This window comes from Pseudomonas sp. MF09150, from assembly GCF_059862355.1.
Genome location: NZ_JCBCUS010000008.1, coordinates 215,586 through 232,587, shown reverse-complemented (window position 1 = coordinate 232,587; position 17,002 = coordinate 215,586). Strand labels below are relative to the sequence as shown.

14 protein-coding genes are annotated in these 17,002 nt (G+C 62.4%); 4 read left to right on the top strand and 10 right to left on the bottom strand.

All coding sequences use genetic code 11. The annotated features are described in order from the left end of the window. Window positions 1–89: 89 nt before the first annotated feature. A complete protein-coding gene (locus AC19YX_RS26960; RefSeq protein WP_078473616.1) occupies window positions 90–536 on the top strand; it encodes a winged helix-turn-helix transcriptional regulator in 447 nt (148 codons plus the stop codon). A gap of 42 nt (window positions 537–578) precedes the next feature. Here the strand turns inward: AC19YX_RS26960 and AC19YX_RS26955 are convergent, their stop codons facing one another. Beyond that, complete coding sequence (locus AC19YX_RS26955; RefSeq protein ID WP_078473615.1) at window positions 579–1,730, bottom strand: M14 family metallopeptidase; 1,152 nt, start codon at window positions 1,728–1,730, stop codon at window positions 579–581. A 490-nt stretch (window positions 1,731–2,220) separates the two neighbouring features. Then, a complete protein-coding gene (locus tag AC19YX_RS26950) occupies window positions 2,221–2,562 on the bottom strand; it encodes a DUF6124 family protein (protein ID WP_078473614.1) in 342 nt (113 codons plus the stop codon). 130 nt (window positions 2,563–2,692) lie between these two features. Here AC19YX_RS26950 and AC19YX_RS26945 point away from each other — a divergent pair, with 130 nt between their 5' ends. Further along, window positions 2,693–3,358, top strand: a complete 666-nt coding sequence (locus tag AC19YX_RS26945) for a LexA family protein (RefSeq protein WP_201131660.1) — start codon at window positions 2,693–2,695, stop codon at window positions 3,356–3,358. Between the two features lie 51 nt (window positions 3,359–3,409). Here AC19YX_RS26945 and AC19YX_RS26940 read toward each other — a convergent pair whose 3' ends face one another. From AC19YX_RS26940 to AC19YX_RS26925, 4 genes are all read right to left on the bottom strand, one after another. After that, the gene (locus tag AC19YX_RS26940; protein ID WP_500607413.1) at window positions 3,410–5,365 is read right to left on the bottom strand and encodes an acetyl/propionyl/methylcrotonyl-CoA carboxylase subunit alpha; all 1,956 of its coding nucleotides are present in this window, start codon (window positions 5,363–5,365) and stop codon (window positions 3,410–3,412) included. Further along, window positions 5,365–6,180 (bottom strand): gamma-carboxygeranoyl-CoA hydratase, encoded by an 816-nt coding sequence (locus AC19YX_RS26935; RefSeq protein ID WP_201131658.1) that lies wholly within the window; start codon window positions 6,178–6,180, stop codon window positions 5,365–5,367. The genes AC19YX_RS26940 and AC19YX_RS26935 overlap by 1 nt, the downstream gene beginning before the upstream one ends. A gap of 17 nt (window positions 6,181–6,197) precedes the next feature. Then, the gene (locus tag AC19YX_RS26930) at window positions 6,198–7,802 is read right to left on the bottom strand and encodes a carboxyl transferase domain-containing protein (RefSeq protein ID WP_500607412.1); all 1,605 of its coding nucleotides are present in this window, start codon (window positions 7,800–7,802) and stop codon (window positions 6,198–6,200) included. 106 nt (window positions 7,803–7,908) lie between these two features. After that, the gene (locus AC19YX_RS26925) at window positions 7,909–9,072 is read right to left on the bottom strand and encodes an isovaleryl-CoA dehydrogenase (RefSeq protein WP_421549213.1); all 1,164 of its coding nucleotides are present in this window, start codon (window positions 9,070–9,072) and stop codon (window positions 7,909–7,911) included. A 258-nt stretch (window positions 9,073–9,330) separates the two neighbouring features. On the opposite strand from AC19YX_RS26925, the gene AC19YX_RS26920 reads away from it, so the two are divergent. Beyond that, entirely contained in the window at window positions 9,331–11,025 is a 1,695-nt protein-coding gene (locus AC19YX_RS26920; protein ID WP_500607411.1) for an AMP-binding protein, read from the top strand. Between the two features lie 638 nt (window positions 11,026–11,663). Here the strand turns inward: AC19YX_RS26920 and AC19YX_RS26915 are convergent. The 3 genes from AC19YX_RS26915 to AC19YX_RS26905 all read right to left on the bottom strand — a co-directional run bounded on the left by AC19YX_RS26915 (window position 11,664) and on the right by AC19YX_RS26905 (window position 14,092). Next, window positions 11,664–12,563: a hydroxymethylglutaryl-CoA lyase gene (locus AC19YX_RS26915; protein ID WP_078473608.1), complete on the bottom strand. Its 900-nt coding sequence runs from the start codon at window positions 12,561–12,563 to the stop codon at window positions 11,664–11,666. A 73-nt stretch (window positions 12,564–12,636) separates the two neighbouring features. After that, a complete protein-coding gene (locus tag AC19YX_RS26910) occupies window positions 12,637–13,041 on the bottom strand; it encodes a MerR family transcriptional regulator (RefSeq protein WP_020296778.1) in 405 nt (134 codons plus the stop codon). 115 nt (window positions 13,042–13,156) lie between these two features. Next, complete coding sequence (locus tag AC19YX_RS26905; protein ID WP_020296777.1) at window positions 13,157–14,092, bottom strand: LysR family transcriptional regulator; 936 nt, start codon at window positions 14,090–14,092, stop codon at window positions 13,157–13,159. A 179-nt stretch (window positions 14,093–14,271) separates the two neighbouring features. On the opposite strand from AC19YX_RS26905, the gene AC19YX_RS26900 reads away from it, so the two are divergent. Further along, the gene (locus AC19YX_RS26900) at window positions 14,272–15,501 is read left to right on the top strand and encodes an acyl-CoA dehydrogenase (RefSeq protein ID WP_421549211.1); all 1,230 of its coding nucleotides are present in this window, start codon (window positions 14,272–14,274) and stop codon (window positions 15,499–15,501) included. Between the two features lie 52 nt (window positions 15,502–15,553). Here AC19YX_RS26900 and AC19YX_RS26895 read toward each other — a convergent pair whose 3' ends face one another. After that, on the bottom strand, window positions 15,554–16,936 hold the full coding sequence (locus AC19YX_RS26895) for a substrate-binding domain-containing protein (RefSeq protein WP_078473607.1): 1,383 nt from the start codon (window positions 16,934–16,936) through the stop codon (window positions 15,554–15,556). Between the last annotated feature and the right edge of the window lie 66 nt (window positions 16,937–17,002).

The window sequence follows — 17,002 nt, the reverse complement described above, 5'->3', positions numbered from 1 at the left end:
AGTGGTTGCGTTATGAAACCACTTGTACCCTAGTGAGACTGGTTTTATATTGCAACCACTTTTCTGAAAGCCCGGAGTGAACCCCACCCATGGTCAAACGCACACGTCTGGAAGGCGCCGAATGCCCGGTCGCCCGCTCACTGGATGCCATCGGTGATTGGTGGTCGTTGCTGATCGTCCGGGACGCCTTTGATGGCATCCGCCGCTTTGGCGAGTTCCAGCGCAACCTGGGCATGGCCAAAAACATCCTCGCCGCTCGCCTGCGCACCCTGGTGAACCACGGGATTTTCCAGGTGGTGCCGGCTTCCGATGGCAGTGCCTACCAGGAGTACGTGCTGACGGAAAAGGGCAAGGGCCTGTTCCCCCTGATCATCGGCTTGCGCCAGTGGGGGGAGGCGTTTTTCTTCGAGGCGGGGGAGGCGCATTCACGGGTGGTCGACCGCGAGAACGGGCAGCCGGTGCAGGCGCTGGAGCTGCGTGCGGCGGATGGACGCCTGCTGGGGCCGGATGATTGCCTGCGCCTGCCGGCGCAGTGAAGCGCGGCTGCGTGAGTTGCCTCATGCAGCCGCACCGCGGGGTTAACGCAGGTTGTTGACCAGGCTGGCGAAGGTACTCAGCACGTCCTTGCCCAGCTGCATCGAGCGCTTGCCGGACCAACCGGTGTAGGGGTTGGGATTGTCGTCATGGTCCTTGAAGGGCATTTCCAGGGTCAGCGACAGGCAATCGTATTGCTCACCGACGCTGTTGCAGGCCAGGGTCATATTGGCGTGGCCCGGCTGCGAGCGCGGGTAGCCGTGGGTGGTCTGGAAGTCCCGGGTCTGGTGCTTGAGGTGGCTGCGGAACTGCTCTTCAAGCTGTTCCAGGCGCGGGGTGTAGCCCGGGTTGCCTTCGCAGCCGGCGGCGAACACATGGGGAATCTCTTCGTCGCCATGCACGTCGAGGAACAGGTCGACGCCGTATTTCTGCATTTGCTGCTGGACAAACAACACTTCCGGGCTCAATTCCTGGCTGGCGTTCTGCCAGGCGCGGTTCAGGTCCTGGCCCATGGCGTTGGTGCGCAGATGACCATGGAAGGCGCCGTCGGGGTTCATGTTCGGCACCAGGTACAGATCGGCCCCGGCCAGCAGGGTATTGAGCTCGGCATCGTCATGGCGCTGCAGGCGCTCGAGCACGCCTTCCATGAACCACTCGGCCATGTGTTCGCCGGGGTGCTGCTGGGCGATGATCCAGATCTTGCGCTGGCCTTCGGCGCCACTGCCTTTGCGCAACAGCTGGATGTCCCGGCCCTCGACGCTTTTACCCGTGGCCAGCAGTTCGGTGCCGGCCTTGCCCAGCGCCTGTTCGATCAGCCAGTCATGACGGCCGCGGCTGTAGGGTTCGAAGTAGGCGAACCAGGCGTGGGTCTGGGTGGCTTCAAGATTGAAGCGCAGGGCGTCGCCTTCGAAAATGGTCGGGATGCGAAACCAGTTCACATGGTCGTAGGAGGCCACGGCTTGATAGCCGGTCCAGGCCCTGCTGTATGAGGATTTGCTGGCGTTGGTCAGGCGAAACCAGTGTTCCTGGCCGATGTGCAGGCCGCTGGCCTTGAAGTGGAACCACTGGAAGTGCGGGCTGCGGGTATCGGGCCTGATGGCCAGGGAAGCCTGGAGGGGATTGCTGATATCGAGTACATCGATGTTGCCGCTGTCGAAGTCGGCAGAGATCTGAAAAGAGCTTTTGGCCACGGTCATAATCGATTCCTGAATATGATTTTTATGGCCGTACTTTACACACTGGGCGCGAATAAAGTAGGGGGCGTCGTCCTTGACGCGAAAGCAGCTTAGAGGCTATGCGATTGATTCTCAAGCGCTGTTTTACGATAGTTGGGCCTTTTACGACGGGCGTTGTGTTGCAATGAAATATTCTTTTGATATCATCGCCGCCATCGAATTCAGATGTACCCGACTTCATTAGCCTGAAGCCTAGCCAGAATAACTGGCAAAAAAAAAGACCCGGCAAAAAGCCGGGTCAAAAACCGTGATTAGCCTGATGAGGAGATATTCCAAGAGTCCGACCTAAGGTCCCTTGGTTTATCGACTGATCTCGCGACCAGCTGCATGCAATAATAATCATTATCATTTGCAAGTCAAATCTTTTTCCCTTCCCGATAGAAAATATTTTCCCCTTTGCCCGCTGTCCGGCCATTTCGCGACCGGCGCGGCGCCCATGTCCCGTTCCCCATCATTCTTCCTTGCTGCCTTCCACGCACCGGTCCACCAGCGCCTTGGCCAGGTCGATCATGTGCACCACGGAAAACGTCAGGTCGCGGTGCGTCCCGCGCAAGTGGTTGGCCGCCTCGTACGCGGTGGCGGCAGCACAGCGCAGCAGGTCGGAAGCGTGAATCATGGCTTCCTCGCTGCTGATCGACCGCCTGACCTCGAACAGCCGCTCTGGCTCCACGGATTCGGAAATAATCGGTTTCAAGTAATAGTCCATCGCCCGTCGAGCTGCGTGGCTGCCTTGCAGTGAGCTCAGGTGGCTCTCGGAGTCGGTTTCCGGCACGTCCTTGCGAGTTGTATTCATGGATCGATCTGCCCTGTTGAAAAGAGGAAAGAGGTCCAGACAAGACTAATACTTATTGTATTTGTGACGAGATTTCAAATACTACAAGTTGTGTGTTGAGGGCGGAAATACACAACGTATTGTTCCGGCCATGGACAAATGGATCGAGTTGGTTAAAGCCAACATGAAAGGCCGCAAGGTCACACAAGAACGACTCGCAGAGCGCCTGGGCATGTCTCAGGGCGGCATCGGCCATTGGCTGAGCAAACGCCGCCAGCCCAAGATCGAGGACATGAACCGCGTGCTCGATGAAATCGGCATGGGCTTTCTCGAGGTCGCTCTGGTGATTCGCGAGAAGCCCCTGGTGGACGACGAAGGCCTGCCGCTGACCGACGAACCGTCGCTGATCGAAAAGTACAACCCGTACTTTCGCTACCCGGTCAGTGACTGGCGCGACGTCGGTGAGGTTCGTGAAGACGGGCAGGCGCTCTATGCGGCCGAACGCTACGAGCTGTCGGACTACCAGGCTCAGGGCGCGGCGTTCTGGTTAGTGGTGGTAGGCGACGCGATGATCGCGCCCAGTGGCGTCAGTATCGGCCAGGACATGTTGGTGCTGGTGGACACGGCGGTGGAGGCCGTCCCCGGCAAGCTGGTGATCGTGCAATGCCCGGGCAATGACGAAGCGATCTTCCGCAAGCTGGTGGAGGAGGGTGGACAGCGGTTCCTGGTGCCGCTCAACCCCACCTATCCGAAGATGCTCTACAGCGATGAGTGTCGGATCATTGGTGTGGTGATGCAGGCTACCGCGAAATTCTAACCAGCAAATAAGGACCGTTCCCACACTGCAGTGGGAACGGTTCTTGGCTTTCTACTCGGCAGATTCCAGTTCCACCAGAGCGCTGCCTTCACTGACCATCTCGCCTTCCTGGCAATACAGCGCCTTGATCACTCCGGCGTGCGGGGCGCGGATGCTGTGCTCCATCTTCATGGCTTCCAGCACCACCAGTTGCGCTCCGGCCTCGACGCTTTGCCCGGGCTGAACGAGCACGCGCACGATACTGCCGTTCATCGGAGCCGTCAGGCCGCCTTGTTGGCCATGGCTGGCGTCCACTGCGGCGATCGGGTCGTACAAGGTGATGCTGCGCATTTCCCCCTGCCACTGCAGGTACAGCGCGTCGCCCTGGCGAATCGCCCGGTGTTGGCGCCGCAGGCCCTGATGCTCGACGCTGAGTGTCTGGTCCTTGAGCTCCAGCGCCGGGCTTGGCGCGCCCAGTTGGATCGCCTGGTCCTGGCCATCGCAGCTCAGGTACAACGTGGTTTGAGCCGGCAGGCCGGTGCGGAAGCCACTGGCACTGGCCCATGGCGAGTGTCGGTCATCGTCACGGACCCGGTCGGGCTGGCTCTGGATGTAGGCTTGGGCCGCCGCTTGCCAGAACTCGTCACCCAGGGCAGTCGGTGCCGGCAGCAGCTGTTCCTGGTAGCGCGGGATAAAACCGGTGTCGAGTTCGGCGGCGGCGAACGCCGGGTGGCCAATGATGCGCCGCAGGAAGGCGAGGTTGGTCTTCAGGCCGCCGATGGCGAACTCATCGAGCATCGCCAGCAGGCGCAGGCGCGCTTGTTCGCGGTCCTCGCCCCAGGCAATCAGCTTGCCCAGCATCGGGTCGTAGAAGGGCGACACGCTGTCGCCTTCCTCGACCCCACTGTCGACCCGGCGCCCCGGTCCGGCCGCCGATTCACGGTACAAGGCCAGGCGCCCGGTGGCCGGCAGGAAGTCGTTGCCCGGGTCTTCGGCGTACAGCCGCACTTCGATCGCGTGCCCCCGCAGCGGCACCTGGTCCTGGGTCATGGGCAGAGGCTCGCCCTGGGCGACACGGATCTGCCAGGCCACCAGGTCGAGGCCGGTAATGGCTTCGGTCACCGGGTGCTCGACCTGCAGGCGGGTGTTCATCTCCATGAAGAAAAACTCGCCGCGCGAATCCAGCAGGAACTCCACCGTGCCCGCGCCAACATAGCCAATGGCTTGAGCGGCGCGGACCGCGGCTTCACCCATGGCCTGGCGTTGCTCAGCGCTCAGGCCCGGGGCCGGGGCTTCTTCGACGACTTTCTGGTGGCGACGCTGGATCGAGCAGTCGCGTTCGTTGAGGTACAGGCAATTGCCGTGTTGATCGGCGAACACCTGGATCTCCACGTGGCGCGGCTTGAGCACGTATTTTTCCACCAGCATCCGCGAGTCGCCGAACGACGACTGCGCTTCACGCTGGGCCGACGCCAGGGCCTCGGCCAGTTGGCTGACCTCTTCCACCACCTTCATGCCTTTGCCGCCACCGCCCGCCGTGGCCTTGAGCAGCACCGGGTAGCCAATGCGCTCGGCGGCGTTGCGGAAGGTTTCCAGGTCCTGGGCTTCGCCGTGGTAGCCGGGCACCAGAGGCACGCCGGCGACTTCCATCAGGGCCTTGGCTGCCGATTTGCTGCCCATGGCGTCGATGGCCGAGGCGGGCGGGCCGAGGAAGATCAGGCCGGCGGCTTCAATGGCCCGGGCAAAGCCGGCGTTTTCCGAGAGAAAGCCATAGCCAGGGTGGATCGCCTGGGCGCCGCTGGCCTTGGCCGCGGCGATCAGCTTGTCGATTTGCAGGTAACTGTCAGCGGCCTTGCTGCCGCCCAGGTCGACGCGGATATCCGCTTCGCGGCTGTGCCGGGCATCGCGGTCAGTGGCGCTGTGCACGGCCACGGTGGTGAGGCCCAGGGCTTTGGCGGTCCGCATCACGCGGCAGGCGATTTCACCGCGGTTGGCCACCAGCAGGGTGGTAAGAACAGGGGCGCTCATCAACGTGGCTCCTTGGTGGTCGTCTCGGCCTGCCAGCTGGGCGGGCGCTTTTGCAGGAAGGCGCGCAGGCCTTCCTGGCCTTCGGCGCTGACCCGAATCCGCGCAATGGCGTTTTCACAGTAGCGACGCAGGGCCGGGGTCAGGGCACCGTTGCCCACTTCACGCAGCAGGTCCTTGCTGGCACGCATCGCGGCCGGGCTGTTGAGCAGCAGGTTGTCGATCCACAGTTCGACCTGTTGCGCCAGTTCGGTGGCCGGGTAGCTTTCCGCCAGCAGGCCTATTTCACGGGCCCGCTGGCCGCCAAAGCGCTCGGCGGTCAGGGCGTAGCGGCGCGCAGCGCGCTCACCGATGGCCTGGACCACAAATGGGCTGATCACGGCCGGCGCCAGGCCGATGCGCACTTCCGAGAGGCAGAACTGCGCCTCGTCGGCGCCGATCGCCATGTCGCAGCAACTGATCAGGCCCAGGGCTCCGCCAAAGGCCGCACCCTGGACCACGGCCAGGGTCGGGATCTTCAGTTTGGCCAGGTTGTACATCAACTCCGCCAGTTCCCGGGCGTCGTCGAGGTTGGTGTGGTAGTCCAGTTCCGCCGATTGCTGCATCCAGGCCAGGTCGGCCCCGGCGCTGAAGTGTTTGCCCCGTCCGCGCAGCAGCAGAAAGCGCAGGCTGGCATCGCTCTGCACCTGGTCGAGGGCGATGATCAACTCGCGGATCATTTCTGCGTTGAAGGCGTTGTTCTTCTGTTCACGGCTGAGCCACAGGGTGGCAAAGCCACGCGGGTCGGTCAGCAGTTCCAGGGTGTTGAAGTCGGTCATTTTGGTCTCGCTCCGGGTCACATGCGGAACACGCCGAAGCGGCTCTGTTCGATGGGGGCGTTGAGGGAGGCGGACAGCGCCAGGGCCAGCACGTCGCGGGTCTGCGCCGGGTCGATGACGCCGTCGTCCCACAGCCGTGCGCTGGAGTAGTAGGGGTGGCCCTGGTGCTCGTACTGATCGAGGATCGGTTGCTTGATCTCGGTTTCCTGGGCGGCGCTGAATGCCTGGCCGCTGCGTTCGGCCTGCTCGCGCTTGACCTGCACCAGGACCCCGGCTGCCTGCTCGGCGCCCATCACGCCGATGCGGGCGTTGGGCCACATCCACAAAAAGCGCGGGTCGTAGGCGCGGCCGCACATGCCGTAGTTACCCGCGCCGAAACTGCCGCCGATGATCACCGTGAACTTCGGCACCTTGGCGCACGCCACGGCGGTCACCAGCTTGGCGCCGTGTTTGGCAATGCCGCCGGCTTCGTACTTCTGGCCGACCATGAAACCGGTGATGTTCTGCAGAAACAGCAGGGGAATGCCGCGCTGGCAGGCCAGTTCGATAAAGTGCGCGCCTTTTTGCGCGGCTTCGGCGAACAGGATCCCGTTATTGGCCAGGATCGCGATCGGGTAGCCATGCAGGTGCGCGAAACCGCAGACCAGGGTGGTGCCAAACAGCGCCTTGAACTCATCGAACACCGAGCCGTCCACCAGGCGCGCGATCACTTCGCGCACATCGAAGGGTTGCTTGGCGTCCGCCGGGATTACCCCGTACAGCTCGTCGCTGGCAAACAGCGGGGCGATGGGGGTACGTTGCTGCACCTCGCCCAGTTTGCGCCAGTTGAGGTTGGCCACGCTGCGTCGGGCCAGGGCCAGGGCGTGTTCATCACTGTCGGCGTAATGGTCGGCGACCCCGGAGATTTTGCAGTGCACATCGGCCCCGCCCAGGTCCTCGGCGCTCACCACTTCACCGGTGGCGGCTTTGACCAGGGGTGGGCCGGCGAGGAAGATGGTCGCCTGTTCGCGGACCATGATGGCTTCGTCCGCCATGGCCGGCACATAGGCCCCACCGGCGGTGCAGGAACCCATGACCACGGCGATCTGGGCGATGCCCTGGGCACTCATGTTGGCCTGGTTGAAGAAGATCCGCCCGAAGTGCTCGCGGTCCGGAAACACCTCGTCCTGACGTGGCAGGTTGGCGCCGCCGGAGTCCACCAGGTAGATGCAGGGCAGGCGGTTCTGCTGGGCGATGGTCTGCGCCCGCAAGTGCTTTTTCACGGTCAGGGGGTAATAGGAGCCGCCTTTTACCGTGGCATCGTTGGCCACGATCATGCATTCGACACCTTCCACCCGCCCGATGCCGGCGATGACTCCGGCAGCCGGCACGTCTTCGCCGTACACCTCGTAGGCCGCCAGCGGGCTGATTTCCAGAAATGGCGAGCCGGGGTCGAGCAGGCGGTTGATCCGCTCGCGGGGCAGCAACTTGCCGCGTGAGGTGTGACGTTCCTGGGCCTTGGCGCCGCCGCCTTGCTGGACCTGGGCGAGCAGGGTGTGCAGCGCGTCGACCTGGGCCAGCATGCTGGCGGCGTTCTGCGCGAACTCGGGGGATTTTGGGTGGAGCTGAGACTTCAGAATCATAGGAGGGCCTACGGCAGCTTCAAGCGACAGGCTTCAAGCTGCATGAGTAAGTCGATGTTAAGGCAGCTCTCGCTTGCCGCTTGAGGCGTGTCGCTCGCCGCTGCTCCTACTTCGTTTCGTTGAACAGCTCGCGGCCGATCAGCATGCGACGGATTTCGCTGGTGCCGGCGCCGATTTCATAGAGCTTGGCGTCACGCAGCAGACGGCCTGCCGGGAATTCGTTGATGTAGCCGTTGCCGCCCAGGATCTGGATCGCGTCGAGGGCCATCTGGGTCGCGCGCTCGGCGCTGTAGAGGATCACCCCGGCGGCATCCTTGCGCGTGGTTTCGCCGCGCTCGCAGGCCTGGGCAACCGCGTACAGGTAGGCACGGCTGGCGTTGAGTTGGGTGTACATGTCGGCGACCTTGCCCTGGATCAGCTGGAACTCGCCGATGCTTTTGCCGAATTGCTTGCGGTCGTGGATGTAGGGCACCACCAGGTCCATGCAGGCTTGCATGATCCCGGTCGGGCCGCCGGAGAGCACCACGCGCTCGTAGTCCAGGCCGCTCATCAGCACTTTGACGCCACCGTTGAGGGCGCCGAGGATGTTTTCTTCCGGCACTTCGACATCATCGAAAAACAGTTCGCAGGTGTTGGACCCGCGCATGCCGAGCTTGTCGAACTTGTTGCTGCGGCTGAAGCCTTTCCAGTCACGCTCGACAATGAACGCGGTGATGCCGTGGGCGCCCTTTTCCAGGTCGGTCTTGGCGTAGATCACATAGGTGTTGGCGTCGGGACCATTGGTGATCCAGGTCTTGCTGCCGTTGAGTACATAGCGGTCGCCGCGCTTGTCGGCGCGCAGCTTCATCGAGACCACGTCGGACCCGGCGTTGGGCTCGCTCATGGCCAGGGCGCCGACGTGTTCGCCGCTGATCAGTTTGGGCAGGTACTTGGATTTCTGTTCGTGGTTGCCGTTGCGATTGATCTGGTTCACGCAGAGGTTGGAGTGGGCGCCGTAGGACAGGGCCACGGAGGCCGAACCCCGGCTGATTTCTTCCATGGCCACCACGTGGGCCAGGTACCCCAGGCCGGCGCCACCGTATTCTTCGGCGACGGTGATACCCAGCAGGCCCATGTCGCCGAATTTGCGCCACATGTCGGCAGGGAACAGGTTATCGACGTCGATCTGTGCCGCTCGTGGTGCCAGCTCGGCCTTGACGAAGGCCTGGACCTGATGGCGAAGCATGTCGATGGTTTCGCCAAGGGCAAAGTTCAGGGTCGGATAGCTCATGGGGCACCTTCAAGCTTGTTTTTATTGAGGATGGGCGTGAGAGAGCGGGGCGGATGTGCTCTCACCTTTACGTTAACGTAAACTTGCGATCAGTGGCTGTCAATCACCCTTTACGTAAACGTCAACTTGAGCCAGAGTAGCAGCGTTTTCAATTGGAGCCAGCCTCCTTGAGAACCTGTTCACCCGCAAATCGTGGGCAGGTTCTCACACCGATGTTTCGCTCCGGTATACCCACTAATAAAGACAATAGGGGTCATCATGGATCAACCAGGTTCCCAACCGAGCCATAGCTACAGCCGTGGATCGCAAGACAAGGCCTTGCTGGCGCTGACCATCGGTCAGGCGTTCGATAACACCGTAGCGCGCTATCCCCAGGGAGAAGCGTTGGTCGTGCGACATCAGCAACTGCGCTACACCTGGCAACAACTGGCCACTGCCGTCGACCTGCATGCTCGGGCGTTGCTGGCGCTGGGCCTGAAGACCGGGGACCGCCTCGGCATCTGGGCCCCCAACTGCGCGCAGTGGTGCATCAGCCAATTCGCCAGCGCCAAGATCGGTGCGATCCTGGTCAACATCAACCCGGCCTACCGCAGTTCCGAACTGGAATACGTGCTCAAGCAATCCGGCTGCCAGTGGCTGGTGTGCGCGGGGGCGTTCAAAAGCTCCGACTACCACGCCATGCTTCAGGGGCTGGTGCCGGAGTTGGCCGAGCAGTCCATCGGCCGCCTGCAGAGTGAGCGGCTGCCGGACCTGCGTGGGGTCATCAGCCTCGATGCGCAGCCGCCTTCGGGCTTTCTGCCCTGGTCGCAACTGGAGGCGCTGGGCGCGGGCGTGAGTGCCGAGCAATTGCAGGAGCGGCAACGCAGCCTGGATTTCGACCAGGCGGTGAACATCCAGTACACCTCCGGCACCACCGGTTTCCCCAAGGGGGCGACCCTGAGCCACTACAACATCCTCAATAACGGTTACATGGTCGGTGAAAGCCTGGGGCTGACCCACGAGGATCGCCTAGTCATACCGGTGCCGCTGTACCACTGCTTCGGCATGGTCATGGGCAACCTCGGTTGCATCACCCATGGCACCACCATGATCTATCCCAACGATGCCTTCGACCCGTTGCTGACCCTGGCCACCGTGGCCGAAGAGCGCGCCACTGGGTTGTATGGGGTGCCGACCATGTTTATCGCCATGCTCGACCAGCCGCGCCGCGCCGAATTCGACCTGTCGAGCCTGCGTACCGGGATCATGGCCGGGGCCACTTGTCCGATTGAAGTGATGCGCCGGGTGATCAGTGAAATGCACATGAGCGAGGTGCAGATCGCCTATGGCATGACCGAAACCAGCCCGGTGTCGTTGCAGACCGGCCCGGCCGATGAGCTGGAACTGCGGGTGACCACGGTCGGGCGCACCCAGCCGCAACTGGAAAGCAAAATCATCGACGAGGCCGGGAACCTCGTGCCTCGTGGCACCATCGGCGAACTGTGCACCCGTGGCTACAGCGTGATGCTCGGCTACTGGAACAACCCCCAGGGCACCGCCGAAGCCATCGACCCGGCAGGCTGGATGCACACCGGCGACCTGGCGACCATGAGCGAGCAGGGTTATGTGTGCATTGCCGAGCGCAACAAGGACATGATCATTCGCGGCGGCGAGAATATTTACCCGCGGGAGCTGGAAGAGTTCTTCTTCACCCACCCGGCGGTGGCGGATGTGCAGGTGATCGGCATTCCGTGCGACAGATACGGCGAAGAGATTGTGGCCTGGATCAAATTCCACCCTGGCCATACTGCCAATGAGCTGGAGTTGCAAACCTGGTGCAAGGAGCGCATTGCGCACTTCAAGACGCCGCGTTACTTCAAGTTCGTCGAAGAGTTCCCCATGACCGTGACCGGCAAGATCCAGAAGTTTCGCATGCGTGAAATCAGCATCGAGGAGTTGCGCGAACGGCCATGAGAGCGGGGGCCGGCATCTGCAAGGTTTTATCGCGGGTGCCGGCGCGCAGCGCGGGTCAGTCAGGTATGCCAGGGGGGAAGGGTGCAAAAAGCGCAATGGCGGAAAGCACAAAGGGGAGCCGAAGCTCCCCTTTAATTTGTCGTTGCGTGCTCTTTTTTTATTATTGCGGGGCGGTCTGTTGTTGTTTTTGGTAACCGTTACCCGTACTGCTGTTTTTGGCGACCCCCATCCGGGGTCAAGAGCAAACGTATTTTTTTGAGCGCTGATCTACTTTCTCGCCAAGCGATCCAACCAGTTCGGGAGCTACCTGAAGGTAGTTTTATTGTTCTCTGCCCGGTTGCGGGTTACTCCTGAGAGCACCCTGAAAAGCACACCTTCTCCAAAAAAATCTGTTAGCTGCGTCTCTGCCGTGTTGTTTTTGTTATGTCAGAGTCGTTACGTCTTATTTTTATTAGGTTTGCTGCTTTTTATTCTTGTTATGCAATAGAGATAGCAGAAGCCGTGCCAACTTTTTAAATCCCTTTAAAATCAATGGCTTGATATTTTGTTGCGCGAACTGTGCCGCTGGAAATTCGACAAACTGTTTCCGTGTTACTCGTTTCGGCCCCACTCCATCGGGGCCGGTAACACCGTGCCCCTCAACCGGCGTTACGCGCCCGGGCCACGCGGGAGCCACTGGCGCGACCGAGCACGGTGCAGATCTGTTCCCCCGCCAGGATCAGGCGCTCCATGTCGATGCCGGTCTCGATGCCCAGGCCATTGAGCAGGTACAGCACGTCTTCGCTGGCAACGTTGCCGCTGGCGCCCTTGGCGTAGGGGCAGCCGCCGAGGCCGGCGATCGAGCTGTCGAACACCGCGATGCCTTCAAGCAGGCTGGCGTAGATGTTGGCCATGGCCTGGCCGTAGGTGTCGTGGAAGTGCCCGGCGAGCTTGTCGCGCGGCACATCGGCGCCCACCACGTCGAACATCCGGCGGGTAGCCCCAGCGGTACCGGTGCCGATGGTGTCCCCCAAGGACACTTCGTAGCAGCCCATGGCGTATAGCTCGCGGGCCACCAGGGCCACTTGCTCGGGTGCCACATCGCCTTCATAAGGGCAGCCGAGCACGCAGGACACGTAACCGCGCACGCTCACGCCGTGCTGTTTGGCGGCGTCCATGATGGGCACGAAGCGTTCCAGGCTCTCGCTGATGGAGCAATTGATATTGCGTTGGGAAAACGCTTCAGAGGCCGCCGCGAACACCGCCACCTCTTTGACCCCCGCCGCCAGGGCGTCTTCAAATCCGCGCAGGTTGGGCGCCAGGGCCCCGTAGATCACGCCCGGCTTGCGCTGGATCTGGGCAAAGACTTCGGCCGAGCCGGCCATTTGCGGCACCCATTTGGGCGAGACGAAACTGCCGACTTCTATATAGCCGACGCCGGCGGCGGTCAGGGCGTCCACCAACTGCACCTTGGCCGCGACGCTGATGGGCTGGGCTTCGTTTTGCAGGCCGTCGCGAGGGCCGACTTCAATCAGGCGTACATGGCTTGGGAGTGACATTCAGGTGCACCTTTTATAAGGGATGGCGTAGGGCCGTGCGGGGCCGTTGCGCTGGGGCGGGTCGAAGGGCCTGTTACTGGACGGCGTTCTTCTGGTTCTCGATGGTTTGCTCCAGGGCCTGGATGCAGCGCTCCTCGGCGGTATCGAGCTCCAGTTTCATCTGTTCGATATCCAGCAGTTGCTGTTCCAGCTGGTCGCGGCGTTCGGCGATTTTCGCCAGCATGCTGTGCAGTTGTTTCTGATTGCCGCTGCTGGGGTCGTAGAGTTCGATCAACTCGCGGCATTCGGCCAGGGAAAAGCCGATGCGCTTGCCGCGCAAGATCAGCTTCAGGCTGACTTTGTCCCGGGGCGAATAGATGCGTTCCTGGCCGCGACGCTCGGGGGCCAGCAGGCCTTGTTCTTCATAGAAACGGATCGCCCGGGTGGTGATGTCGAGCTCGCGGGCGAGGTCGGAGATGCTGTAGGTCTGGCTGCTCATGGAGGCGCTCAAGAAAAGTCTTGGCGCTAAGCTAATTCCTGGTTGACGTATACGTCAAGCAGACTTCTCGCCGGCAGGCGTGCCAGGCCTGCCGCCGAAAAAGCCGCTGAGTCCCTCAGACCGCCTGCTTGTCCAGCTTCTTCTCGTGGGCGGTGACCTGCTGGCACAGCTCGATCATCTGCTCGCGCATCCAGCGGTTGGCCGGGTCCTGGTCGGTGCTTTCGTGCCAGTAGAGGTGGGTTTCCACCGGTGGCACGTCATTGACCGGCAGATTGAAGGCGTGCAGTTCATGGCGCCGGGCAAAGCGTTCCGGCACGGTCATGACCATGTCGGTCTGCTGCAGCACCTGGGAGGCCATCAGGTAGTGCTGGGAGCGCAGGGCGATCTTGCGCTGGATCCCCATCTTGCCCAGGGCCAGGTCGACATGACCCAGGCCACTGCGACGGCTGGAAATATGAATGTGGGTCAGTGACAGGTAGTCATCGAGGCTGAGTTTTTCCTTGCCGGCCATGGGGTGGCCCTTGCGCATGGCGCATACGTAGCGGTCTTCCATCAGCTTGACGTGGCGCACCTGGGGGTCGGTGTTGAGCGGGGCGTCGACCGCGAAATCCAGGCGGCCGGCGGCCAGTTCCTTGGTGGTTTCCCGGCGCTTGGATAGGAAGCTTTCGATGATCACCGTCGGCGCCAGGCGCCGCAGGCGTTGGAACAGCGGGGGCAGGATCACCGCCTCGGTGAGGTCGGTCATGCTGATGCGGTAGGTCTTGACCGCCTGCAACGGGTTGAAGATGCGGCTTTCCTGGACCGACACTCGCAGCAGCGACAGGGCGTTGCGCACCGGGCCGATGATGTTCTGCGCCATCGGCGTCGGCACCATGCCCTGGGCAGTACGCACGAACAACGGGTCGTTGAAGGTCTCGCGCAGGCGGGCCAGGGCGTTGGACACCGCCGGTTGGGTGATGCCGACGATTTGCCCGGCGCGGGTGAGGTTGGCTTCGGTGTAGATCGCGTCGAAAACGATAAAGAGGTTGAGGTCGACCTTGCTCAGATTCATGGCGCTGCACTCTTATTGTTGGGGGCGTCCTGATAGGGCCGGTGGGCCTTGCCGATCAGCCGATCATATATCGGTGATGAATGTTAATACACGCCGAGAATAGGCTAGGTAAATTTTCGTAAGCTGTTCTAGCATCGATTCCATGCCCTCAACCACCTCCCTCAAGAAGGTAGCTGCCCATGGATTTCGCTTACTCCCCCAAGGTTCAGGAACTGCGTGAGCGCGTCACCGCGTTCATGGACGCTTACGTCTACCCGGCTGAAGCGGTGTTCGAACGCCAGGTCGCCGAAGGTGACCGCTGGCAGCCGACCGCGATCATGGAAGAGCTCAAGCGCAAGGCCAAGGCCGAGGGCTTGTGGAACCTGTTTCTGCCCGAGTCGGAACTCGGCGCCGGCCTGACCAACCTTGAATATGCGCCCCTGGCGGAAATCATGGGCCGCTCGCTGCTGGGCCCCGAGCCCTTCAACTGCTCGGCGCCGGACACCGGCAACATGGAAGTGCTGGTGCGCTACGCCAACGAAGAACAGAAGCAACGCTGGCTTGAGCCACTGCTGCGCGGCGAGATTCGTTCGGCCTTTGCCATGACCGAGCCGGATGTGGCCTCGTCCGACGCCACCAATATGGCCGCCCGTGCCGAGCGCGATGGCGACGAGTGGGTGATCAACGGCAAGAAGTGGTGGACCTCGGGTGCCTGCGACCCGCGCTGCAAGATCCTGATCTTCATGGGCCTGAGCAACCCGGACGCGCCGCGTCACCAGCAGCACTCGATGATCCTGGTGCCGGTGGATGCCCCAGGGGTGAAGATCGTGCGGCCGCTGCCGGTGTTCGGTTACGACGATGCGCCCCACGGCCACGCCGAAGTGCTGTTCGACAATGTGCGGGTGCCTTACGAGAACGTGTTGCTGGGTGAAGGCCGGGGCTTCGAGATCGCCCAGGGTCGCCTGGGCCCGGGGCGCATCCACCACTGCATGCGTTCGATCGGCATGGCCGAGCGCGCCCTGGAACTGATGTGCAAGCGTGCGGTAAGCCGCACCGCGTTCGGCAAACCCCTGGCACGCCTGGGGGGCAATATCGACAAGATCGCCGATTCGCGGATGGAGATCGACATGGCGCGCCTGCTGACCCTCAAGGCGGCGTACATGATGGACACCGTCGGCAACAAGGTGGCGAAAAGCGAAATCGCCCAAATCAAGGTGGTGGCGCCGAACGTAGCGTTGAAGGTGATCGACCGGGCGATCCAGATCCACGGCGGGGCCGGGGTCTCCAATGATTTCCCGCTGGCCTATATGTATGCCATGCAGCGCACCTTGCGCCTGGCCGACGGCCCGGACGAAGTGCACCGCGCCGCGATCGGCAAGTTCGAAATCGGCAAATACGTGCCCAAGGAGATGCTGCGCAGCAGCCACTGACCGCTCAGGCATCGCGGGGCTGGTTTGGCCTCGCGCTGCTGGGTTGCCGCCCTCAGTAGACCCAGACTTCAACCCGGCGATTCTTGATCCGGCCCTCGTCCGCCGTGTTGGCGGCCACCGGCATCTGCGCGCCATATCCCTGGATTTCGCGCAGTACCACTCCGCTTTTCACCAGTTCCCGGCGCACTGCCATGGCCCGCAGCTTGGACAGCAGCGCGGCGCGGGCGGTATCGCTCTTGGCATCGCCAAACCCCACCAGTGTCACCTGCCGATCGAGCTTGGCGTGCTGCTTGAGAAAGTCCAGCACCCGGTTCAGGTCCTGGCGTGCCTTGTTGTCGAGGCTGGCGCTGCCTTCCTCGAAGCGAAAGTTGACCGTCAGCCGTTGCGCCTGGCGCGCGATGGCCTGGTAGCCCTCGGGCATCTGCGGGCTGGCCGTCACGCTCATGGCTTGCACCGTCTGCGCGACAAAACCATTGGCGGCGACGATGGCCTGGCCCCTGGCGCTTTGAGCGAAGTCCACCAGCGCCGTGGCCCAGGGGTTGTGGCCATTGGGCGGCAGGTAAAAATACAGGCGCCGCGACAGTGGGTAGTCTTCGGTGGCGATCAGGCTGTTGAGCGGCTGCATGGCCTGCGACTCGCCGTCGACGATGGCCACGGCCTTGGCCTGGCGCACGTAGGGCAGGCCGATAAAGCCGATGCCCTGGGGATCCTGGCTGACCGCATCGGACAATTGCTCGCTGGACTCGAAGCGTTTGGCGGCGCTGCCCAGGGCCTTGCCGCGCCGGCTGAGTACCAGCTCCTTGAAGGTGTCGTAGGTCCCGGATTGATCATCGCGGGCATATAAATGAATGGCGCCGCCGACGCCCCCCAATTCTTCCCAGGTCTTGACCTCGCCACTGAACACACGCGCCAGTTGCTCGGTGTTCAATTGGGTCAGCGGGTTGTGGGGGTTGAGGATGATTGCCAGGCCGTCGATGGCGATCACCTGTTCGGCGCCCGGGCTTTTCAAATCGCCCAGGGTTTCCAGCTCCACCAGTTCGCTGTCCTTGATGGCGCGCGAGGCGGCGGCGAGGTCGGCGCTGGCATTTTTCAGGGCGGCAAACCCGGTACTGGAACCGTGGGCGGCGACGTCAACCCGCACGGGCCGGCCCTGGCTGGTCTGGCCCACCACCCGCTGCTCGTTGTCCTTGCCCGTGGCTTCGATCCGCACCTTGTGCAGCCCTTGTTCCTCCAGCAAGCCCTTGACCAGGGCCGGGCCGAGTTTGGCGCCAATGGTGTTGGAGCCCTGGATACGCAGCACGCTGCTGTTGTCGCTGCCCAGCGGCAGGGCGGCGAACACCGACCAGGGCAGGGCGTAGCAGGCAAAACCGATCAGCAACATGCTGAGGGTCCGGCACCAGATATCTCGTTCACTGACTGTCAACACGCGGGGCATGCGCTACCGGCCTTCTATGGAGGGGAGTTGCGGCGAGATTAAGTCAGGGAGGTGACGCGGATGTGA